Origin of the sequence: Mycolicibacterium septicum DSM 44393 (assembly GCF_000455325.1) — a bacterium.
Classification (GTDB): Bacteria; Actinomycetota; Actinomycetes; order Mycobacteriales; family Mycobacteriaceae; genus Mycobacterium; species Mycobacterium septicum.
The window spans coordinates 1,205,403-1,226,650 of sequence record NZ_HG322951.1; the positions used below are offsets into that span (position 1 = coordinate 1,205,403).

The 21,248-nt window shown below is 65.8% G+C and carries 18 protein-coding genes; 8 read left to right on the forward strand and 10 right to left on the reverse strand.

Annotated elements, in window-relative coordinates:
- Nucleotides 1–254: 254 nt before the first annotated feature.
- The 3 genes from TX88_RS05515 to TX88_RS05525 all read left to right on the forward strand — a co-directional run bounded on the left by TX88_RS05515 (nucleotide 255) and on the right by TX88_RS05525 (nucleotide 3,549).
- Nucleotides 255–2,096 carry an Hsp70 family protein gene (locus TX88_RS05515; RefSeq protein ID WP_044515239.1) on the forward strand — a complete coding sequence of 614 codons (1,842 nt, stop codon included), beginning with the start codon at nucleotides 255–257 and terminating at the stop codon, nucleotides 2,094–2,096.
- A 49-nt stretch (nucleotides 2,097–2,145) separates the two neighbouring features.
- Nucleotides 2,146–2,586 carry a cupin domain-containing protein gene (locus TX88_RS05520; RefSeq protein WP_044515241.1) on the forward strand — a complete coding sequence of 147 codons (441 nt, stop codon included), beginning with the start codon at nucleotides 2,146–2,148 and terminating at the stop codon, nucleotides 2,584–2,586.
- An 87-nt stretch (nucleotides 2,587–2,673) separates the two neighbouring features.
- Nucleotides 2,674–3,549 (forward strand): glycoside hydrolase family 16 protein, encoded by an 876-nt coding sequence (locus TX88_RS05525; protein WP_044515242.1) that lies wholly within the window; start codon nucleotides 2,674–2,676, stop codon nucleotides 3,547–3,549.
- 74 nt (nucleotides 3,550–3,623) lie between these two features.
- Here TX88_RS05525 and TX88_RS05530 read toward each other — a convergent pair whose 3' ends face one another.
- The 4 genes from TX88_RS05530 to TX88_RS05545 are packed head-to-tail and all read right to left on the reverse strand — an operon-like array spanning nucleotide 3,624 to nucleotide 8,004.
- Nucleotides 3,624–4,637, reverse strand: a complete 1,014-nt coding sequence (locus TX88_RS05530; RefSeq protein WP_044515244.1) for a zinc-binding dehydrogenase — start codon at nucleotides 4,635–4,637, stop codon at nucleotides 3,624–3,626.
- On the reverse strand, nucleotides 4,613–6,208 hold the full coding sequence (gene phnE, locus TX88_RS05535; RefSeq protein WP_044515246.1) for a phosphonate ABC transporter, permease protein PhnE: 1,596 nt from the start codon (nucleotides 6,206–6,208) through the stop codon (nucleotides 4,613–4,615). Before phnE ends, TX88_RS05530 begins: the two co-directional genes overlap by 25 nt.
- Nucleotides 6,205–7,017, reverse strand: a complete 813-nt coding sequence (gene phnC, locus TX88_RS05540; RefSeq protein WP_044515247.1) for a phosphonate ABC transporter ATP-binding protein — start codon at nucleotides 7,015–7,017, stop codon at nucleotides 6,205–6,207. The genes phnE and phnC overlap by 4 nt, the downstream gene beginning before the upstream one ends.
- A 6-nt stretch (nucleotides 7,018–7,023) precedes the next feature.
- A complete protein-coding gene (locus TX88_RS05545) occupies nucleotides 7,024–8,004 on the reverse strand; it encodes a phosphate/phosphite/phosphonate ABC transporter substrate-binding protein (RefSeq protein ID WP_044515249.1) in 981 nt (326 codons plus the stop codon).
- Between the two features lie 177 nt (nucleotides 8,005–8,181).
- On the opposite strand from TX88_RS05545, the gene TX88_RS05550 reads away from it, so the two are divergent.
- Complete coding sequence (locus tag TX88_RS05550) at nucleotides 8,182–8,898, forward strand: GntR family transcriptional regulator (RefSeq protein ID WP_044519129.1); 717 nt, start codon at nucleotides 8,182–8,184, stop codon at nucleotides 8,896–8,898.
- Nucleotides 8,899–8,960: 62 nt separating this feature from the next.
- Here TX88_RS05550 and TX88_RS05555 read toward each other — a convergent pair whose 3' ends face one another.
- Nucleotides 8,961–10,190: a hypothetical protein gene (locus TX88_RS05555; protein ID WP_044515251.1), complete on the reverse strand. Its 1,230-nt coding sequence runs from the start codon at nucleotides 10,188–10,190 to the stop codon at nucleotides 8,961–8,963.
- 217 nt (nucleotides 10,191–10,407) lie between these two features.
- Here TX88_RS05555 and TX88_RS05560 point away from each other — a divergent pair, with 217 nt between their 5' ends.
- Nucleotides 10,408–11,262: a helix-turn-helix domain-containing protein gene (locus TX88_RS05560; RefSeq protein WP_044515252.1), complete on the forward strand. Its 855-nt coding sequence runs from the start codon at nucleotides 10,408–10,410 to the stop codon at nucleotides 11,260–11,262.
- Nucleotides 11,263–11,316: 54 nt separating this feature from the next.
- On the opposite strand, the gene TX88_RS05565 is transcribed toward TX88_RS05560, so the two are convergent.
- Both TX88_RS05565 and TX88_RS05570 read right to left on the reverse strand, forming a co-directional pair.
- Nucleotides 11,317–12,483, reverse strand: coding sequence for a hypothetical protein (locus TX88_RS05565; protein WP_162563090.1), 1,167 nt, complete (start codon nucleotides 12,481–12,483; stop codon nucleotides 11,317–11,319).
- A 133-nt stretch (nucleotides 12,484–12,616) separates the two neighbouring features.
- Nucleotides 12,617–13,471, reverse strand: coding sequence for a helix-turn-helix transcriptional regulator (locus TX88_RS05570; RefSeq protein WP_044515259.1), 855 nt, complete (start codon nucleotides 13,469–13,471; stop codon nucleotides 12,617–12,619).
- Nucleotides 13,472–13,742: 271 nt separating this feature from the next.
- On the opposite strand from TX88_RS05570, the gene TX88_RS05575 reads away from it, so the two are divergent.
- Genes TX88_RS05575 through TX88_RS05585 form a run of 3 tightly spaced genes read left to right on the forward strand, consistent with a single transcriptional unit; the run spans nucleotide 13,743 to nucleotide 17,245 of the window.
- Nucleotides 13,743–14,426: a VldE C-terminal domain-containing protein gene (locus TX88_RS05575; RefSeq protein ID WP_044515261.1), complete on the forward strand. Its 684-nt coding sequence runs from the start codon at nucleotides 13,743–13,745 to the stop codon at nucleotides 14,424–14,426.
- A gap of 57 nt (nucleotides 14,427–14,483) precedes the next feature.
- Complete coding sequence (locus tag TX88_RS05580) at nucleotides 14,484–15,398, forward strand: hypothetical protein (RefSeq protein WP_044515267.1); 915 nt, start codon at nucleotides 14,484–14,486, stop codon at nucleotides 15,396–15,398.
- A gap of 23 nt (nucleotides 15,399–15,421) precedes the next feature.
- Entirely contained in the window at nucleotides 15,422–17,245 is a 1,824-nt protein-coding gene (locus TX88_RS05585) for an ABC transporter ATP-binding protein (protein ID WP_049925135.1), read from the forward strand.
- Here the strand turns inward: TX88_RS05585 and TX88_RS05590 are convergent.
- The 3 genes from TX88_RS05590 to TX88_RS05600 form a co-directional block, all read right to left on the reverse strand.
- Nucleotides 17,242–17,862, reverse strand: a complete 621-nt coding sequence (locus tag TX88_RS05590; protein ID WP_044515268.1) for a maleylpyruvate isomerase family mycothiol-dependent enzyme — start codon at nucleotides 17,860–17,862, stop codon at nucleotides 17,242–17,244. The genes TX88_RS05585 and TX88_RS05590 overlap by 4 nt on opposite strands.
- 114 nt (nucleotides 17,863–17,976) lie before the next feature.
- Nucleotides 17,977–20,505 (reverse strand): arylsulfatase, encoded by a 2,529-nt coding sequence (locus tag TX88_RS05595; RefSeq protein WP_044515270.1) that lies wholly within the window; start codon nucleotides 20,503–20,505, stop codon nucleotides 17,977–17,979.
- A 162-nt stretch (nucleotides 20,506–20,667) separates the two neighbouring features.
- On the reverse strand, nucleotides 20,668–21,153 hold the full coding sequence (locus TX88_RS05600) for a MarR family winged helix-turn-helix transcriptional regulator (protein WP_044515272.1): 486 nt from the start codon (nucleotides 21,151–21,153) through the stop codon (nucleotides 20,668–20,670).
- Nucleotides 21,154–21,248: the final 95 nt, after the last annotated feature.

The following is a 21,248-nucleotide window of genomic DNA, read 5'->3' on the forward strand; positions in this document are numbered from 1 at the left end:
CCTGCGGTTTCGGCGCGAGAAGCTACACATTCGTCGCAGGGGCTGGCGTACATCTGCCCGCCTCCGCGCACTCGCCGCCAAATGGTTGCCAGGCTGCCTGTCCAGCCTGCATCCAAGGAGACCATGATCGTTCCTGTGTGGCGCATTAGCGTTGCTCATACGATCAAAAGTGCTCCGGCGGAACGTGCTTGGCCTGGCCATTGCGGAGTGTCGGACACCCCAGGAGCTCGTCTGCGGCTATCGTGGCGTGCGTTATGAGCGGCCCGTTGGGGTTGTCGATCGGGACCACCAACTTGGTTGCGGCGCGTGTCGGCAATCAACCTGTCAGCCGGCGTTCGGTGTTGACCTTGTCGACAGACCGGACGCCGCAAGTCGGCATGCCCGAATCCGGTTCCGGTGTCACCTTGAGCGGATTTGTCGAGCGGGTCGGCGACCCTGTGCCCCTCGTGGCGCCTGACGGCGCGTCCTATCCCGCTGACACCCTGCTGGTCGAGGCTCTCGACGCGATGGTGGAACTCGCCGGCGGACCCTCGGATCAACTGGCCATCGCCGTGCCCGCGCACTGGGGAGCGCCCACGCTGCGTGCCCTGCGTAATGCGCTGCGTACGAATCCCAGCTTCTCCCGCGACGGGAGGCCACCGCGACTCGTCCCCGACGCCGTCGCCTCACTGGCCGCTCTGCGCGCCAACCCTGGCCTGCCGACCAACGGCGTGGTGGCGTTACTGGACTTCGGTGGCGGCGGTACCAGCGTCACGCTGGCCGACGCCGCATCGGCGTTCGAGCCGATCGACGAGACCACCCGCTATCCCGATTTCTCCGGTGACCAGATCGACCAGGCGCTGCTGACACATGTGCTCGAGGGCGTCGCGCAGGCCGGGGGCATCGATCCGGCAGGCACCGCGGCGGTCGGATCGCTGGCCCGGCTGCGTGAGGAATGCCGTCAGGCCAAGGAACGGTTGTCGGCGGAAACCGCGACAGATCTCGGGGTCGAACTGCCGGGTTACTCGGCCACCGTGCGGGTGACCCGCACAGAACTCGAGTCGCTGATGCAGGCTCCGCTCGCCGGTGCGCTGGGCGAGCTGGAAAAAGCGTTGGAGCGCAACGGGATCGGCTGGCCAGCGGTCTCGGCCGTGGTGACCATCGGCGGTGGCGCCAGCATTCCTCTTGTCACCCAACAGCTTTCGGAGCATTCGCAGGCAGTGGTGGTGACCACTCCGCAGCCCGCGCTGGACGCCGCGATCGGTGCGGCCTTGTCTGCTGCCTACCTGGCCGATGCCGATGCGCAGACCGGTATGGCGCCCACCCTGGGTGTGGCGGCCGTGGCGCCGACGGCCGGAATCCCTTCCGGCCCCGAGGGGTCCGAGGGCTCTTCCACGTTCCGCGCGTTGGCCTGGTCTGAAGATGACGCGGGCGACGACGTGGTGCCCTACACCGGGCCCGACCTGGTGGACTCCTACGGCAGCGAGACCGCGGCGCGTCCGGCCGTGCAGTACGTGCCCCCGACCGGTCCGATCGAACAGCCCCGAGGGGGCTGGCAGCGGTTGCCGCTGACCGTTTTCGCGGTGGCCGCGGCGCTGGTCGTCGTCGCCATCGGTGGGGTCACGTACGCACTGACCAGTGCGACGGGCACCGCGCCGAGTTCGGAGGTCAAGCCGCCCGAGCCCAAGCCGCTGCCTCCGCAGGAGCTGGCACCCAGCCCGGTCGAAGCCCCACCGCCTGCCCCTGTCGAGCCGCCGCCGGCGCCCGAGCCCGTCACCCAGGCGCCGCCGCCGGTCACGGTGACCCAGGCGCCGCCACCCCCGGTGACGGAGACGCGCGTCGTCACGCAGACGACCACGCCGCCTCCCGTCACGACCACCACCACGACGACAACGACCACGACCACAACGACGCCGCCGACGACCACCACGACGACGCCGACCACAACCACCACGACGACGAACCCGATGACGACGACGTACGTCACGGTGCCGTTCGTCCCGGTGCCGATTCCGATCCAGGTGCCGAACCGGGGAGAGACACAAAACCCCTATCAGCAGCAGCCGCAGTACCCGTACCAGCAGCAGCCGCAGAATCCGTTCCAGCCTTACCCGTGACGAAATCCGCTTGAGCGGGCTACCTTTCGATCAACAATCGGGAGGCACCATGAACCGCATCCATGCCGTCGTTGTCGGCGTCATCACCGCCTGTGTGTCGGCCGCTCCGGCTGCGGCAACCCCCGCCGAAGGCGACGTGGTGCGCACCGATCTCGGTAAAGGCACCACCACCGCGCCGATCTGGGTGGTCACCGCAGGACAGCCCACCACGTTGTACGTGCAGAGCCTGTTACTCAAACCCGGAGCCGGCAGCGGTTGGCATGCCCATTCCGGGCCCGAACAGTCGGTGATCAACGAGGGTGCGGTGGTGGTGCAAACCGCGGCCGACTGTGCACCCGTGGAGTACACCGCGGGCCAGGCGGTGGTCGTTCCGGCCGGGGTGCCGCACCGGGTGACCAATGAGGGCGCCACCGACGCCGATGTCGTGGTGACCTACACCCTGCCCGCCGGTGCCCCGGTGCGTGACGACGCACCAGCCCTGTGTCCCTAGCTGCGAAAACACGTCTGGTGCCACGACACTTTGGGCAGGGGTCCGATATGTGGGTAAGAGTTCGGTTAAGGTTCTGCTGTGCCTGAGATGGATCGTCGCAGTGTGATGTTCATGATGGGCCTGGGGGTGGCAGCGGCTGCATTGCCCGCCGGGACGGCCCACGCCGACCCGGTCGTTGGTGATAACCCGCCTGCGCCTGCCCCTGGAGCCCCCACCCCGCCTGCTGCCGCAGCGCAGCCGACCTTCCTGTTCCAGGATGAGTTCAACGGCCCGGCCGGCTCTCCGCCGGACCCGGCGTGGTGGCACCTGGTGCCCGAACGCGAGATGATCAAGAACCCGGTCGAGTGGGACAAGCCGTTCAACATGGGCCGCTACGTCACCGACACCGAGCACGCATTCCAGGACGGCAAGGGCAACCTGGTGATCCGCGCGACGCGCGGCCCGGGCACCACCATCCAGGAGAAGTACGCCAGCGCCAAGGTCGTCGGAAACTGGCGCGGCGGCATCGGCACGACCTGGGAGGCCCGGGTCAAGCTCAACTGCCTGACCGACGGCGCCTGGCCCGCGTTCTGGCTCCTCAACGACGATCCCGTCCGCGGCGGCGAGGTCGACCTGGTGGAGTGGTACGGCAACCGTGACTGGCCCTCGGGCAGCACCGTGCACGCCCGCCTGGACGGTGAATCATTCGCCACCGACCCGCACCCCATCGACAGCGGGTGGCACACCTGGCGGATGTCGTGGACGCCGACCGGCATGTACTTCTGGAAGGACTATGCCCCCGGCATGGAACCCTTCTTCACGGTTCCGGCGAACTCGTTGGATGACTGGCCGTTCAACGATCCGGGCTACACCCTGGTGCCGGTGTTCAACATCGCCATCGGTGGCTCGGGCGGCCGTGATCCGAGTGGCGGCAACTATCCGGCCGAGATGCTGGTCGACTGGATCCGCGTCTTCCAGGGCTGATTTTCTTTCGCGCCGAGACTACGGGTTATGACGTGTTTTCAGTGATTTCACGTCAGAACCCGTAGTTTCGACGTTTAGGGACAGATTGCTGTCCGGAGCTTGCCCGATGGCGGAGTGCGTAGCGCCGACGCGATGTCTCCGAGCGGCACCGGCGTGACGACAAGCGTTTCCCATGGGTAGCGCTCGCGGGTGCCGTCAAGGAATGTGACAGCCCGGTGCAGGTGCCGGGGCTCATAGTTGTGGACGCCGGTGATGGTCAGCCAGTGCCGCACAACGGTTTCCGGATCCACCGCCAATGGTGGCCCCGGAGTGACCGAGCCGGCCAGCACCAGGGTGCCGCCGATGTCGAGACGCCCCAGGGCGTCTGCGACCGCGGCGCACGACCCGGTGTAGTCGATGGCGACATCGACGGGACCGCCATCGGACTCGCGGCCGCCGAAGTCCGGCACCAACGCCAGACGGTCCGCATTGCGGTCGACGACCTGGACGTCGGCTCCAGCCGCTGCGCACGCCGCGACCGCGGTGAGGCCGAGCATTCCCGCCCCGCCGATGAGCACTCGTCGTCCGCTCAACTCGCCCGCTGCCTCCAGGGTGGCCATCACCGTCGCCGTCGCGCAGGCGGCCGGTGCGGCAACGGCATCGGAAAGTGTTTCCGGGACAACGGCGATCGTGGTGCCGCGAGGCAGAACCAGGTGGGTGGCATAGGAACCGGACAACGGCCAGTCCCCGTCGAACGCCTCGTGGCCCACCTTGCGTACCGAGAGGCATTTGGCACTCAGGCCGGACCGGCAGCGGCTGCACACGCCGCAGACCACTGTCACCGACCAGATAATGCGTTGGCCGACTTCGATGTCCGCTCCCGCGCCGACGGCGACGACATCGCCGACCGCCTCGTGGCCGAGCACCGACGGGCAGGCCGCGCTGCGCCGGCCGGTGACGGTGTGCAGGTCGCTGCCGCAGACCGTGGCCAACCGCACCCGAACCAGCACCTCCCCGGGACCGAGTTCCGGAATCGGCACCGTGCGCACGTCGACGCCGGAGCCCGTCCAGACCGCGGCGGCCGTCACACGAGCTGGGATCGGATCCATCCGGACAACCTTTCGATGGCGTAGACGATGACGAAGATGACGATGACGATGGCGCCGGCAACATCGAAGTTCAGCGTGCGGATCGATTCGAACAGCAGGTAGCCGACACCGCCCGCTCCGACGATGCCCAGGATGGTCGAGGTTCGCACGTTCACGTCGAACAGGTACAGGCTGGATCCGACCATCGCAGGCATGGCTTGCGGAATTACCGCGGCGAACAACGTCTTCCACCAGCCGCCCCCGACTGATCGGACGGCCTCCAATGGTCCGGGATCGATCTCCTCGACCGCGTCGGCGACCAGTTTGGCCAGGAAGCCGATCGATCCGATGGCCAGCGCACAGGTGCCGGCGACCGGCCCGAGCCCCAACGCCGCGACGAACACCACGGCCAGGATCAGTTCGGGTACGGCCCGCACCAACAGGATCCAGCCACGGGCCGCCCAGTAAACCGCCGGATGAGGAGTGACGTTGCGGGCGGCCAGGATGCCGACCGGGATCGACAACACGACACCGATGGCCGTCGACACCACACCGATCGCGACGGTTTGACCTGCGGCGGCGAACAATTCGCTGCCGAGGGCCGAGAAGTTGGGCGGGATCATCCGCGCGAACACCTCGACGGCCGGCCCCACCCAGGTGATCAGTGACACCGGATTGATCTTGAGTACCACCAGCGCCGCCACGCAGACCCCGATCAGGCCCCCGCCGAACACGAACCGCGCAGTGCGCTCCCGGGCCGGGTTCGATCGGGCGGAATCGAGCAGCACCCGGCGGATGACGATGGACAGCAATTCCATCGCGGCGATGATCGCCAGGATGACGCAGGCGATGCCGAGTGCCCGCGGATAGATCAGGCCCCGCAAGGCATCCTGCAGTGCGAAGCCGATGCCGCCGGCGCCGACGAAGCCGAGCACCACCGACATCCGCAGGTTGATGTCGATGCGGTAGATGAAGGTGGCGATCCAGGACGGCACGACCTGAGGGACGACGGCGTTGAGCATCTCGCGGAAATAGCCGACGCCGGTGCTGCGCACCGCTTCCCGCGGTCCCGGGTCGGTCTGCTCGATGGCATCGGCGAACACCTTGCCGAGCATGCCGATGGAATGGATGGCCAGCGCGAGAATGCCCGGGAGTACCCCGATTCCGAGGGCCCGGACGAACAGAACAGCGAACAGCAGGTCCGGCATGGCCCGGCAGAACGTGATGATCGCCCGCGCCACGGTCTGTACGGCCGGGTGCGGTGTGGTGTTGCGAGCCGCCAGGAAGGCCAGCGGCACGGAGGCTATCGCCGCGAGCACCGTCCCCAGCACGGCCATCAGCAGGGTCTCGACCGCCAGCCCGCCGATCCGTCCCGGATCGTCCAGTCGCGGCGGGATCATCCGCTCCAGCAGTGCGACGACTTCGTCGACCCCGTCCAGAAGTGTGGCGGGGGCGAAGTCGATCGACCAGGCGGCGACGATCGTCGCCAGCAGAGCGGCGACCGCGACCACGTGCAGCAGGCCGGGCAGCGGCCTGCGCTCGGGGACCGGCGGGGCAGCCGGGGCCGGGCGCTCGGTGAGGTCGGTGCTCACGACGGCCGGGCCGCCGATTGAGCTGCGGGGTCGACGCGTTGGTAGATTTCCATGACGTCGTCGCGGGACATCCCGACCGCGGGCCGGTCCAGGATCTTCTGGCCGTTGCGCAGACCGACCAGGCGGTGCGCCCAACCCAACGCCAGGTCCACCTGGTGCAGCGTGCACACCACGGTCAGCTTCTCCTCGATGCACACCCGGAACAGCAGATCCATGACGACACCGGCGTTTTCGGGATCGAGCGAGGCGACGGGCTCGTCGGCCAGCAGCAGGCCGGGCTTCTGCATCAGCGTGCGGGCGATCGCGACGCGCTGTTGTTGGCCGCCGGAGAGGGTGTCGGCGCGTCGCTCGGCGTAGTCGGCCAGGCCGACCCGGTCCAGATAGGTCAGGGCTTCGGCGCGCATCGCCCTGGGGTAGGTCAGTGCGCCGTAGCGGGGGAGCCGCAGCTGGCCGAGGCCGCCGATCAGGACGTTCTCCAGGCAGCTCAACCGGCCGACGAGATTGAAGTGCTGGAACACGAACCCCACGTTGCGGCGTAGTGCGCGTAGCTGTTTGGCCGATGCGGCATCGACATGGGTGCCGCCGACCTCGACGCTGCCCGACGTCACCGGGTGCAGCCCGTTGAGGCAGCGCAGCAGGGTTGACTTGCCCGACCCGGACAGGCCGAGCAGCACCAGCATCTCGCTGCGCCGCACCTCGAGACTGACGTGGTCCAGCGCCAGGGTGTCACCGAAGCGTTTGGTGACGTCGCGGGCGATGACGACGAGATCGTCACCCGCGACGGGGTGGAGGGGTCCGCTGGTGCTCATCGGGTTTCAGCCCTTGCACTTCTCGGAGCCGGTGACGTCGCAGACATGGCGCACGCCGCTGTAGTCCGAATCCTGGACCGGCACGAAGCCCCAGGCGCGCTCGTCGGTGATCCGGCAGGCGTCGCCCTCGCAGAAACCCTCTGCCTCAAGGTTGGGCACGTTGACCTTGTCGGCGAAGAGGGTCTTGAGCTTGCCGATGGCCTCACTGCCCAGCGAGTCGTTGGCCGCGAACACCGACCCGGCGATCGTCTCCGACTTCCACACCGTCTTGAGCTGACCGGGTTTGAGGTCGCCCTTGGCGATCATGGTCTTGTCCACCATGGTGTCGAACGCGAAGCCGGCATCGCAGTCACCGTTGGCGATCGCCAGCGCCGAGGAGTCGTGACCACCGGCGAAGATCGGGGACATCGCCGCGGAGAGGTCGCCTTCGGAGCCCGACTTGATCACGCCGGCTTCGATCAGCCCGGCCGTCGGATAGAGGAATCCCGACGTCGAGCTCGGGTCCACGAAGCAGACCTTCTTGCCGGCAAAGTCCTTGAGGCCATTGACGTTCGCCTCATCGCTGCGGGTCAGGCCATAGGACTGGTAGCCGGGCTTGGCGCCCTGCTCCTGGATCACCGCGCCGACCGGGGTGATCTTGGCTCCGTTGACCCCGGCGACCACGTAGGCGAACGGCCCGAAGAAGGCCAGGTCGACGTTGTTGGCGATGATGCCCTCTACCACCCCCGCGTAATCGGAGGCCTGCACGAACTCGACCTTGGCGCCGGTCTCCTTCTCCAACAGCTTGATCAGCGGCTGGTAGCTGGCCTTGAGGTCGGTGGAGTTCTCGGCCGGAATCGCGGCCAGGGTGAGGGTCTGCGGGAAGCCCTGGGCGGTCTTGGCGTCGGAGTTGGAATCGGAGCCGGAACAGCCGGACAGCGCGAGCGCGGTACAGGCGGCTGCCACGGCAGCGATGCGAGCAGAGGAACGCGGAGTGCGGAACTTCATGGCGCGCGGGACCTTTCGGGCGGAGGACGTTGGACGGGCAGTGCGCGAGCGGGGGTGCGCAACTGCCCTGCCCCACACCCTGGGTGTTGGTCTATACCAACGGGTGCATCGAAGTTGGCGAGGAGGTTAACAACGCGGCAAGTCTTGGTCTATACCAAGGCTTGGTACTGTGAGCGGGTGTCCGCGAGTGCAGAACCGAGGGTTCTCAAGCACCAGGTTGTCCGCGCGCAACTGGAGCGACTGCTCGACGACCTGGAGGTCGGAGACCCCTTCCCCGCGGAGCGGGAGATTGCCGAGCGATTCGACGTCGCCCGTGAGACGGTCCGGCAGGCGTTGCGAGAGTTGTTGTTGGCCGGTCGCATTGAACGCCGGGGCCGTACCACCATCGTCGCCCGGCCCAAGATCCTGCAGCCCCTGTCCATGGGTTCCTATACCGAAGCCGCCAAGGAGCAGGGCCGCAGCGGCGGCCGCATCCTGGTCGGCTGGAGCGATCTCATCGCCGACGACATCCTGGCCGGGCAGCTCGCCATCGAGGTGGGCGCACCCATCCTGCAGCTCGAACGCGTCCTCACCACCGACGGCATCCGGGTGGGCCTGGAGACCACCAAGCTGCCGGCCGCACGATACCCGGGTTTGCGGGAGGCTTTCGACTACCGCGAGTCTCTCTACGCTGAGATCCGCAGCCGGGGCATTCATTTCGAGCGGACTGTCGACACCATCGAGACGGCACTGCCGGACTCGCGGGAGTCGGCGCTGCTCACCGTGGACAGTCGCACGCCGATGTTTCTGCTCAATCGTGTGTCGTACGACCAGGACGGGATTCCGATCGAGCAGCGGCGCTCCCTGTATCGGGGTGACCGGATGACCTTCACCGCGGTGATGACCGCGTCATAGAGTCGGCTTCACACGGCCATCGACCCCCGCCCGCCGCCGGGCGAGGGCCGATTGGGTTTGTGTTACTTGGAATCGCTGGAACTGCCGGAACCGGATCCCTTGTCGGAACTGGTGGAAGCGGAGGCCGGCTTCTTCTCGGGCTTGGCGAATGCCTTCTTGACGCCCTCGCTGATCTTGTTGACAGTGGACGAGATTCCGCCGCGGACGTCAGAGGCCACCTTCGCGGCCGGCTTGCTGGTGGCGCCGAGAGACCCGGTCTTGCCGGGGGTTGCCGCGAGGCTCTGGCGGACGAGTCGTACTGTCGCCTGCTTGGCAGGTTTGGGCGTAACACCCTCTGTCGCAGGTGAGTCCAAAGAAGCAGTATCGGTCTCAGGCGCGGCTGGTGCCGGATCTACTGCCAATGCCACCGTTGGCGCAGCGGCAGCATCTGGAGCCGACGAAATGCGCGCCGACGCCTCGGGGAAGGTAGGTGGCGGGGTCGGCTTCCCGATTGCTTCGGCGGCACGCTCTTGCCAGTCCACAAAGGCCCTGATGGGCCCGTACGCGCCCAGCAGCCCGCTCCCTCCAAACGGAGCGTATCCGTTCAGCGCAGCACCGGCCAGAACGGCAGGTGCATTGAGCGCTATGCCCGCTGCGGTCTCGACATCACCCGTCTTGATCGCATCGACAAATCCTTGAGCGCTTTCCTTGAAAGCGAACTCTATGCTGCCCAGCGTGCCGAGGGAGGTCATGCCGGCGGCGATGACAAGGTTGGGCACCATTGCGACAAATTTTTGGACGTTCGTCGTCACTCCGTTGATCACGTCAAACGTGCCGAGGAGAGGGAATCCGACGCTGAAGGCAGGATAAATGATGAGTGCGCTGTACACGCTGTCGATGGCGTCCGCGACGTCACCTGCCGCGGCTTGGCTGACTGCCTGCTGCAGCAAGCTGACCGAACTATACGGATTACTGGGGTTCAGCAGGCCTCCGATGCCAGTGGCCACCGCCTGTCCTATACCAGCCAGCTTGGTGGCGTTCGCCATCTGATTGGCGATGACCTGGCGCAGGATCGGCGCCGGGTTGTCGGCGATGGCCTGGCCGAGTGCTCCGACGTCGGTAAGGGTCGCGGTCAGAACTGAGGCCCAGGTATCGAGCGGGTTGGTGAACGCGGACAGTTCAACTGCGGCCTGTGTCGGCAGTGTGGGTAGGTGGACGTCGGGTGCGGGTGGGGCGAGGGGTGTGGCTGCGATGACGCTGGCGCCGACGAGGGCGATCCCCGCAGTCGCATAGGGCCGTAGAGCGAGGTTCAACTCGATCTCCTTCGGTTCAGATGAGGGTGTCAGTTGTCACTGACGGGCCGAAAAGTACGGACTGAACCGCACGTGCGCATTCACATTCTGTTTGCCTTGCCAGATATTCCGGTCAGGAGCCATCGGGAGGTAGTGGGTCGGGGGAAACGGTCGGTTGGGGGCGGCCGGGGGCGTAGCCTGGCGCCGATCGAGATCGTTGTGCCTGGGGGTTGTTCGGATGGGATTGAAGCCGTGGGATGGTGGCCGGCCACTGACTCCGCGCGTCGTGCTGGAGCAGAAGGATGTCGCGGCTCGGGGCCTCTCGTTTACTTTCGGGACTGAGCGGATAACGGAGCCCACGGATTGGTGCAGCTTCAGCGACACCCATCACCTGGTGTACGTATACCGCGGCGGGGCAATGCATTCGATGCAGACAGCACTCGATTGGGGGCCGTCCGGCCGAGTACCGCCGACAGCAGGGGACGTCTGGTGGAAACCTGCGGGTCTTCCATGCTCGGCGTTGGTTCAGGGCGATGTTGCGGGATACTGCGAGATCGCCATCCCGCGTCGGGTGATCGGCGACACCGCGTTGCTACCCCGCATCAAGTACCGCGACCTGTTGATGCACCACCTGGTCGAGGAGATCTACAGCGTCGCCGACCGTGATGATGCGATCGCCCGGTTGCTCACCGATTCCGTCGCCGAGACCATGCGCCTGCTGATCAGCGACAAGTACGCCGAGGCGCCGCCGAAGGCGCGCGAACATCGGGCTTTCGACACCGCTACGCGCACGATGCTGGTCGAGTACCTCAACGACAGCCTGGATTCGGAGATCCATCTGGACGCACTGGCGCAGCTGACCGGGATGCCTGTCCAAGGCTTCATTGGTGCTTTCCGCCGCGCTTTTCACACCACGCCATACCAGTTCCTGTTGGACCTGCGGATCGAGCGTGCGAAGACACTGTTGCTTACTACCTCGCAGAGCATCGCAGAAATTGGTTCTTCAGCGGGGTTTTCGACGCCGAGTCATTTCGCGACGGCGTTCCGGCGTCGCGTGGGAATTTCGCCCAGCGAGTATCGCCGGCAGTCGTGATCGCCTTGGGATGCATCGGCCCCTCTCGACTGAGAGGGGCCGATGGCTTGTGTGCTACTTGGCGTCTCCCGAGCCGCTGGGGCCAGCGCCCTTGTCGGCGCCGGTCGACGCGCTCGTTGACTTCTTCTCGGGCTCGGCGAACGCCTTCTTGACGTTTTCGCCAATCTTTTTGGCAGTGGCCGAAATTCCGTCGCGAACGTTTGAGGCCACCTTCACCGCAGGCCTGTTGGTCTTGCCGAGAGCTCCGATCTTTCCGGGAGCGGCGGCCAGGCTCTCGCGCACGGCGGGTTTCACTGTTTCCGCTGGACTGGCCGGGGCGGCTGCGGTGGGATCTGCTTCAGTTGCGCCGCTTGCAGTATCGCTCACCTGTTCAGCGATAGGCACCTCGATTGCGGGAGCTTCGGCGGCGGGCAGTGGCAATGCTGTCACTTTCAATGGCGTCGCGGTCCGGAACTCTTCCTCGGGGTCAGGCGGCGGCGGGTTCAGGATGTCGCGGAAATTCTGACGCGCGCCGTCGAAGGAGAACCTCCACAGGTCGGCCACGCCGAGGGCCGCCGTTGCGATATTCGCTGCACCGTGCTGGATGACGTTGACGATCTCGCCAGGATCGCCTGTCGGAACTGCCTTTACGAGTTTGTCGAGGGTGCCTGTCACCGCGCCGATGACTCCGTACACCGACAGCAGCTGGCCGGGGCCGAGCGACCAGGCGCTCATGATGGCGGCGTTGGTCAGCTTCCCCGCGACCTCGAACTGCGTCTGCACGAAGCCTTGGAACTTCAGAAGCTGGGTGAATGTGGTGAAGAACGGTCCGATGGCAATCGGCATGAACGCGCCGACCGCTCCGGTGAAATCGCCGGCCGCGATCTTCTGGACGTAGGTCGTGAGTGCTCCGGGAAGGCCGGCCAGCAGCCCTGAGTACGACTGGCCGAGTGCATTGGCGATGTCGCCGAGAGTCTTGCCGTCCGCGGCGAGCTTGCCGGCCAGCCCGACGATGATGGGGAACGGATCATCGATTTCGGCTTGAATGGCGTTCTGGACCACAGTCGTCGCCGCGGCGAACACCGGGGCGAATACCTCGACTGGATTGTCGATTGCCGCGGTGAGCTGGACTGTGTGGGCTTGGATCGTTGGTGGGGGTGCAGCAACCGGTGTGACTGCGATGATGCCGGCGCCGACAAGGGCGACTCCGGCGGTCACATAGGGGCGTAGAGCGAGCGTCAACTCGGTCTCCTTCGCGGACAACGGGGATGTCAGCTGTTGCTGACGGCGCGAAGGTATCTGGAAAGTCGCCGAACGACATTCGCATTCTTTTGCACGTTCGAATTATTGGCGTAGACGCCCGACTACCGTGCCCTCAGCGGGGGCTTCGGTAGGTGCTCGGTGAGACCCCGACCCGGTGCCGGAATGCGGTAGCGAAGTGATTCGGCGTCGAGAACCCCACCATCGCACTGATTTCGGTGACCGTGCGCGGTGTCGTCAGCAGCAGCGTCTTGGCGCGGTCGATCCGCCGGTCCAGCAGGAACTGATATGGAGTGGTGTGAAACGCATCCCGGAACGCCTTGATGAAGCTGCCCACGGGCATCTTCGCCTGCTGCGCAAGCGCTTCGAGCGTGATCTCCGAGTCGATGCTGTCCTCGAGGAACTGGATGAGCCTCGAGCGGGCGGCCGAATCCAGGATGTTGGCCCGGTATTCCGTGCGGCGTGGGGCGGCCTCCGCGTAATTGTCGGTGATCAGAAGTCGCAACGTTTCCCCGATCGACTCCGTGAGGAGGCGCGCAAGCGCGTCGTCACGGTCGGCGACGTCGTAGATGCGCTCGACCATCTGATGGATCAGTGGGTCGTGGTGTTTGATGCGCGGAATCAGCGTCGTCTCGCCGAGCAGGTGATCCGGGATGGCGATCTCGCAATACTCGGCTGTATCCCCTTCGACCAACGAGGCGCACTTGTCGCCAGCCGGCACCACCCACATGTCACCCACGCTCGGCAGTGCCCGGCCCGACGGGCCCCAGTCCAGGTCGGTCTCCATCGACCGCAGTCGTCCGGCGCGGTGCACGAACACCAGGTGGCGGGTGTCGTCGAAACAGCACCAGTCGGTCGTGGTGTCGATCTGCTCGGTGGCGAACCGTAGGGACAGGCCACGGGTGGACACGGCCCTCTCGCCCAGCACGACGCGTCGGGTAAGGGGTCGGTCGTCGTTCCACAGCTTCATCGCCACACGAGACAACCTCCTGGGCATTTTGCGGCTGCGTAAATCAGGACAGCAGCGTATCGACGGGAGGCGGACCCGGGAGGTGTTTTTGAATTTAACTACCCGTAACCACGGTGATTGACGTCCTTAAGAAGGTGCGGCACCCGTGACCAATTCGTGACCTTTGACCTGCGTAAACACGCCGCAAATGTGCTTGACAGTCATTTAAGGAAACTCTCAGAACAGGGGAGCGGTTGCTGCAACGCCGCATTGGTACCCGTATGGTGCCCGTGTGGGCCGACACGCATTAGCTAGCCCCAGTCAGCGCAAACTGCCGGCTGTAGCGGCTGCGATCATCGCGCCGGTCGCTGCGTTCTTCGCCGGTGGCAGTGCTGCTCCTTCATCCCCGTTTTCCGAAGCCGCCAAACCTGTCGTGGCTCCTGCGCCGGCCCCCGAATCGACATGCTGCATGGAGATCGTGGCCGCGCCGGCCGCGGCGACGTCGACGGCTGTCGCGCAGACCGTGAGCCTCAGCGCAGGGCAGGCGCCGCCTGCAACGGCCTCTCGCTGGCGCGTCATCAACATCCCGCAGCTGCTGCCCATCGGCGACGCCCCGGAGCGCGGCCTGCAGGTCAAGACCATCCTCGCGTCGCGCGCCGTGAGTGCCGACTTCCCCGAGATCCGCAACATCGGCGGCGTCCGTCCGGACGCACTGCGCTGGCACCCCAACGGCCTGGCCCTCGACGTGATGATCCCCAACCCGAGCAGCGCCCACGGGATCGAGCTCGGCAACCGGATCGTCGCCTACGCACTGAAGAACGCCGACCGGTTCTCCCTGCAGGACGCCATCTGGCGGGGTACGTACTACACACCCGACGGTGGGGCGAAGGCCGGCGGCTACGGCCACTACGACCACGTCCACCTCACCACCAAGGGCGGCGGCTACCCGACCGGCGGCGAGCTCTACCTGCGCTGAGCGTGTCGTCTGACCGGGGCTGCCTGCGCCGTTTAGATTCGCGTCGTGGCGCGCAGAATGTCGTTCCGCCGGGCGCGATCTGTGATGAGCGCCGAGATCGCCGCGATCCGCCGCACTGATCCTGACCTCGATGCCGGTGACATCGCCGGATTCACCCTGCCGATCCTGGTACGCGCCCTGGGAGTGGTGGCCATCGGCGTGGTGCCCCTGCTGGTGGTCCGCAACGGGGAGACCGCGAACGAACAACTCGTCCCCGTCATCGGCTCCCTCGCGCTCGTGATCATCTGCGCGGCCGTGGTGGCCTGGCTGATCTCGATCGTCATCTCCGGCCTGGTGGTGATGATCCTGTATCGCACCAGGCCGTCGTCCTCGTCGCGCCTGGTGATGCGCATCCTGACCGACTCCTTCATGCGCATCGACGACTCCACCTCGGCGCTGATGTTGCTCGCCCTGCTGGCCGGCCTGCTGTCGCTGGCGTTCGGCCTGCCGACGCGCAGCGGCGATGAGCTGGCGAACTCGGTGCTCGATGATCTGCTGGCCGCCCAGATCGGTGTGCTGCTGGTGGCGCTGGGTTTCGCGTTCGTCGCCGAATCGATCCGGTCGGCCGCCGACATCGTCGACGACCAGTCGCTGCTGCTGGCCTGGCCGTGGGCGCTGATCATCGCGTCCCTGAGCTGGGTGCTGGCCACCGTCGCAGGCCCGTTCGAGGCGACCCGCATGCTGACCATCCTCTTGCACGAATGGTTGCCCGCCATCGTCGACGATCAACCCAGCTCTCGGGTGATCGCCGAACTGGTCCCGCCCTCGGCGCGATGGTGGGTGGCATTCGGCCCGGTACCGATCATTGCCGCGATCTGGGCCTACGAGGCGTACCGGCACGGCGGGTTCACCGCGATCCGGCATTTCTTCGACGACGATGCGCCACCCGAGCTGCCGGACGTTCCGCGAGACAGCGACTCGTCCGAGGGTTAGCCTTCGCGGAAAAGGGGGTGCGCGTGGCCGACGTGGCGTCGTCGCTGCATGTGGTGTGGCGCAGTCTGCGCATGTTGCGCGCGGTCCGGGGCGTGCTGGCCCTGCTGGTGGTGATCGGGGTGATCGCCTCCGCGCTGCCCTACGTCACGGTGGCCGCCTTCGGGCCGATGGTGCAGGTCATCGCCGATGCGGGGAACAGTGGAAACCTCAGCGGCGTATGGGATCTGAGTGGCCCACTGGTGGCCCGCGAGGATGGGCTGCTGAAATCGCTCGCCGGTCCGGTGCCGTTCGTGGTGCTGCTCGTAGTCTGGGCGGGCTCGCTGATCCTGACCCAGCTCATGTACTTCATCAACGCCGGGATCGGCGCGCGGGTCGAGCGGATCCTGTTGGTCGACATCCGGCAGCGCGTCCACGACCACCTGCAGTCGCTGTCCCTGGACTTCTTCCTCACCTCCCGCAGCGGCGAGTTGATGCACCGGGTGATGACGGAATCCGCTGGAGTGCAACGACTTCTCACCGACTGTCTGCTGCCGCCGCTGATCGATGTGGTGGTGTTGGTGGTGGTGATCAGTTATCTGCTGGCCATCTCGTGGCAGATGACGGTGGCCGCACTGGTGCTCACACCGCTGGCTCTGATCACCCTCAGATTCGTCGGCCGCCACGTACAGGCGGTGATGCGGCGCGTGATGAATGCCGAGCGGGCGATGGCCGCCGAGGTTGAGCAGACGATCAGCGGGATTGCCGAGATCCAGATGTTCAACGCACAACCGGTCCGCAGCAAGCGATTTCATGCGGTGTCCGAGGAGGCTGCGAAGGGGTCGGCGGCCTCGGTGGTCTGGATGCAGGCCACCGTCAACGGCTCGCAGATCTTCGTGGCCCTCAGCACGGTCATCGTGTTGTTGGTCGGGGTGGGGCTCAGTACGCACTTCGGACTCACGTTCGCGGGCCTCTTGGTCTTCGCGGGTGTGGTTCCCGTGATGTTCAGTGCCGCGCAACGGGTTCTGGGGGCGTACACCACGTACCAGTCCCTGGCGCCGAATGTGACGTCCACCTACGAACTCCTGGACACGGAGCCTTCGGTACGCGAAGCCGAGGACGCTGTAGCGCTGGGCGAGGTGCACGGCAACCTGATTTTCGAGGACGTGACGTTCGGCTACACGCCCGGTCGGAACATCGTCGAAGGGCTGTCGTTCTCGATCGCCGAGGGGGAGACAGTAGGACTGGTCGGCGGTATCGGATCGGGTAAGTCGACGGTGTTCAACCTGATGCTGCGGTTCCGGGATCCTCAACGTGGCCGGATCCTGTTGGACGGCAATGATATTTCGACCGTCACCATCGAGTCGCTACGCGAACAGGTGTCCAAACTCGCTCAGTTCCCGTTCTTCACCAAGGACACCATCCGGGAGAACATCCGGTTGGCTCGCCCGGAGGCCACCGACGCGGACATCGAAGAAGCCTGCACCGAAGCTCACATCCACTCGGTCATCACCACCAAGATGCACGACGGCTACGACACGGTGGTGGACGTCCAGATCCCCTCCGGCGGGCAGAAACGCCTGATCGCGCTCGCGCGTTGCCTGTTGCGCCGGCCCGAGGTGCTGCTGCTCGACGAGCCGACCGAGAACCTCGACGCCGACGAGCGGGCCCGGATGATCGGGGTGATTCGCGGCTACGCCAAGGACCGCACCTGCGTGGTGGTCAGCCATGATCTGGATTTCATCGCCGCGGTGGCCGACCGGATCCTGGTGCTCGAAGACGGGCGCATTTCACAGAGCGGCGATCATCAGACCTTGATGGGCCACGATGGCCTGTACAAACGGCTGCACGAGGTGCAGGACGGGGGCTAGTCGGCCTCGGGTTCGTCGACCTCAGGTTCGGCATCTGGCACGTCGCGTCGTCGCGAGAACATCAGCACGAGGTCGTGAATCGGCGCCTCCCGGCGGCCACCCCACTCGGGGCCGACGGCGAAATCGGCATCCGTCGCCACGAAGCGATAGCCCGGCAGATCGCGCTGCGGAGCGAACGGAAACTTCATGTGCCACAGGCGGTCTGCCACCGCGACGGCTGCGTCGGTGGGCATCGGCAGGTCGATCCCGAGCGGGATACAGATGTCCTGGGTGTGGATCAGGATGTCCAGCAGCGGGTCGACTTCTTTGGTCAGGGGCGGCCGCTTGCGTGAACCCGCCATAGCTCGAATCCGTGCCGTGATGGCGGCCGGCTCGGCGGGATCGTCCTGCGCTGCCCGGCGCACCATGGCGTCGAACCGGAAGCCCGACTTGATCGCCGCCGGCAGCATCTCGCCGATGCCGGCGTGGCCCTGCGTGATGTGGATCGCGACTTCACGCACCGTCCAGCCGGCGCACAGCGACGGCGTCGCCCACTGCTGCGGTTCGAGAGTGTCGAGCAGATCGGCGAGCCGTCCACGCTGCTCGTCGATGTTGCGCCAGATCGTGTCGGAGTCCACGGCCCGCTCCTGTCGTCAGGGTTCCCTGATCAAGATAGTCGTGCCCTGTCGTGCGCCGTCCAGACAGCACTCTGGCCCGGCACCGGGTGCCGGGCCAGAGAGTCTGTCCGTGGCTCAGTCCGTCGCGAACGCCGCCTGGGCCTCCCGGTTGAGGTCGACGTACTTCTCCTCGCTCACATCGACCGCGACACCCTTGATGGTGCCGCCGGTGAACCGTCCCGGATTCTGGTAGAGGTCCGACACGTTGTCACCGCTGTCGAATCCGACGCACAGGCCGTCGCCAGCGAGGGTGAACTTGCCGACCTGCGCCCGCATCGGTCCCTTGTTCGCCTCCTTGCCGTCCACATAAAGGATTGTGGTTCCCAGGGATTCGCCGTGTTCGCCCTTCTTCTCCCAGATGAACTCCATGCCCAGCGCATGCTTGCCCTCGGGCAGCGGGCCGGACACGAACACCTGCTCGGGTTTGATACCGAGGAAGTTGTAGACGTAGTGCAGCTTGTTGTCCTTGATGAACAGGGCGTGCCCGCCGAAGCGCGAACCGTGCGCGAACAGCACGCCCTGCGCATCCTTGGTCATGTCGACGTCGGCGATGATCTTGTAGGACCGGCCGCGGATGTTGACCGCCACGCCCTCGGGCACCGGCGCGGTGTCCGGATAGTAGAGATAGCGGGTGCGGGGCGGTTCGAACTGTGGCCGCTCGATGGTGATCATCTCGACCGCGGTGCGGTCGTCGAGGGGCAGGACGTAGTTGTCTTTCGCCTCCTGGTTCCAGGCGTCGATCAACTCCTTGAGCTTGTCCGGATTCTGATCGGCGACGTTCTTGGACTCGGAACGATCCTCGTCGACGTGGAAGAGCTCCCACTTGTCCTGATCGAAATGGCCTTTTCCGCTGATGGGCGCATGCAGCGCCGACGCCTTCCAGCCGTCGGCCCAGATACCGCGGGTGCCCAGCATCGCGTAGTACTGACGCTTCTTCGTGGTGGCGGCATCGGCACCGTCGAAGCTGTACCGCATCGACACACCATTGACCGGGTACTGCTTGATGCCGCGATACTCGTCGGGCATCTTGATGCCCGCCACATCCAGAATGGTCGGGACGACGTCCGTCGCGTGATGGTACTGATGGCGCACCTCACCCCTGGCCTTGATGCCCTTGGGCCAGTGGATCACCATCGGATCGCAGGTTCCACCGGAGAACTGCGAGTAGCGCTTGAACATCTGGAACGGCGTCGAGAACGCGACGGCCCAGCCCGTCGGATAGTGGTTGTAGGTGTCGGGTGTGCCCAGCTTGTCGAGCATCTTCATGTTCTCGGCGAGATCGTCCGGGTAGCCGTTGAAGAACTTGTTCTCGTTGACCGAACCGTTGGGGGACCCCTCGCCCGATGCGCCGTTGTCGGCGCAGTAGAAGATGACGGTGTTGTCCAGCTGCCCGGTCTGTTCCAGGTAATCGACGACCCGCCCGACCTGGGCGTCGGTGTACTCGGACAAACCGGCGAACACCTCGGCCATCCGGGAGAACAACTTCTTCTCGTCCGGGTTCAGCGAATCCCACGGCCGCACCGCGTCGGCCTCCGAGGCCACGTCCTCGGGTAGCGGGTTGATCGGGGTCAGCTGGGTGCCCTTGGGCATGATGCCCTTGTCGATCATCCGGTTGAGCACCCACTCGCGGTAGGCCTCGTAGCCGTCGTCGAACTTGCCCTTGTACTTTGCGGAGTACTCCTCCGGGCTGTGGTGCGGCGCGTGGTTCGCTCCCGGGCAGAACCACATGTACCAGGGCTTGGAGGGGTTGCTGGACCGCTGGTCGCGCAGCATCCGGATCGCTTGGTCGGCAAGGTCTTTCGACAGGTGATACCCCTGTTCGGGAGGGTACGGCTGCTCGATGAACCGGTTGTCCTCGGACAGGTCGGGATACCACTGGTTGGTTTCGCCGCCGAGGAAGCCGTAGAACCGGTCGAAGCCCTTCTGCAGCGGCCACTCCGATTTGCTGCCACCGCTGGAGACATCCTCCTCCGGCACGTTGTGGTCCTTGCCGACCCAGAAGGTGCTGTAGCCATTGTCCTGCAGCACCTGACCTACCGTCGCGCACTGCGCGGGCAGGCGGGCCGCCGCACCCGGGAAGCCGTCGGACCCCTCGGTGATGCTCGCGAACCGGTTCACGTGGTGATTGCGGCCGGTCAGGAGGCAGGACCGGGTGGGCGAGCACAGCGCCGTGGTGTGCCACTGCGAATAGGTGAGTCCGTTGTCGGCCAGCCGTTGCAGCGTCGGCATGTTGATGCGGCCGCCGTAGGGCGACCACGAGGCCATGCCTGTGTCATCGAAGAGCACCACCAGGACGTTGGGTGCGCCTTCGGGGGCGTGCTTGAGTTCGAAGGGCTTCCAGTCCGGCTTCGAATCCCGAACGTCCAGTTCGATCTTCCCGTTGAAGCCTTCGTTGATTCCTGTCCCAAAGTCCGGTGGGCCGGCGGTTCCGCCGGCGCCTCCGCTGGCCCCGGTCTTCCCTGAGTCGTCACAGCCGGAGACGAGCGCGCCGACAGTGGCCGCTCCCACTCCGGCGGCCGCGATGCCCCCCAGCATCGAACGTCTCGACAGTTTGCCGCGCTGATCGCGATCGGTCTCGGTCATGTCATCGTTGTTCGATTCCATGTTGGCTGACACTATGCCGGTTTCGGTGCAGTGTCCCGCAAAATCAACGCACGAGTCGGTAACAGTCGACAACTGTTGTGTCCCAAGACATCTCTCAATGGCGAACCCTGCGTCGAGGCCATGCGGACGCTGTTTTGTCAATCGCCCGTGTTGGGGAGATGTTTACAGCGGGATCGGACGGTTCAGGTCGTCGCCGTCGTCGTCGATCAGGAGCTCGTGAAAACTCCGCAACGCCGACGCGCATGCCGCGCGCTCGGCCGGGTCGAGGCGGTCGAGCACTCGGCTCAGCTCGCGCCTGCGTCGGGTGGTGACCTGGCGGACCAGTTTGCGGCCACGGTCGGTCAGCGCCAGCGTGACGACGCTGCGGTTCGACGGGTCGTCACCGCGAACCAGGTGACCGGAGGCATCCAGTCGATCGGCCAACCGGGTCACCGTTGACCCGACCACACCGAGCGCCTGGGCGCACTCGGTGGAGGTCGACTTCCCGCGCTCCTGCAGAACCAGCAGCAGCCGGAACTGCGGGAGTGAGATCTCCAATTGGTCCACACTGCGCAGCGCCACGCCCACCAGATCTCGGGTTGCCACTTCGAACGCCGACAGTTCGTCGACAGGAGTTCGGGTCACCTCGTGCTGCGCCGCGCTGCCCATCCAGCGAGTATTCCACGTGGAGCGCCTTGGTGGTTGGGAGTCCTTTCCTGGGCATCGAATATCCGTGCCGCGTGCCGGTGCCCGTCAATTTTGGA

Bases quoted from the DNA above. Each gene is read 5' to 3' on its own strand.
- TX88_RS05515 (WP_044515239.1), top strand. From the start codon at position 255: ATGAGCGGCCCGTTGGGGTTGTCGATCGGGACCACCAACTTGGTTGCG.
- TX88_RS05520 (WP_044515241.1), top strand. From the start codon at position 2,146: ATGAACCGCATCCATGCCGTCGTTGTCGGCGTCATCACCGCCTGTGTG.
- TX88_RS05525 (WP_044515242.1), top strand. From the start codon at position 2,674: ATGGATCGTCGCAGTGTGATGTTCATGATGGGCCTGGGGGTGGCAGCG.
- TX88_RS05530 (WP_044515244.1), bottom strand. From the start codon at position 4,637: ATGGATCCGATCCCAGCTCGTGTGACGGCCGCCGCGGTCTGGACGGGC.
- phnC (WP_044515247.1), bottom strand. From the start codon at position 7,017: ATGAGCACCAGCGGACCCCTCCACCCCGTCGCGGGTGACGATCTCGTC.
- TX88_RS05545 (WP_044515249.1), bottom strand. From the start codon at position 8,004: ATGAAGTTCCGCACTCCGCGTTCCTCTGCTCGCATCGCTGCCGTGGCA.
- TX88_RS05560 (WP_044515252.1), top strand. From the start codon at position 10,408: ATGGGATTGAAGCCGTGGGATGGTGGCCGGCCACTGACTCCGCGCGTC.
- TX88_RS05570 (WP_044515259.1), bottom strand. From the start codon at position 13,471: ATGAAGCTGTGGAACGACGACCGACCCCTTACCCGACGCGTCGTGCTG.
- TX88_RS05580 (WP_044515267.1), top strand. From the start codon at position 14,484: ATGTCGTTCCGCCGGGCGCGATCTGTGATGAGCGCCGAGATCGCCGCG.
- TX88_RS05595 (WP_044515270.1), bottom strand. From the start codon at position 20,505: ATGGAATCGAACAACGATGACATGACCGAGACCGATCGCGATCAGCGC.
- TX88_RS05600 (WP_044515272.1), bottom strand. From the start codon at position 21,153: ATGGGCAGCGCGGCGCAGCACGAGGTGACCCGAACTCCTGTCGACGAA.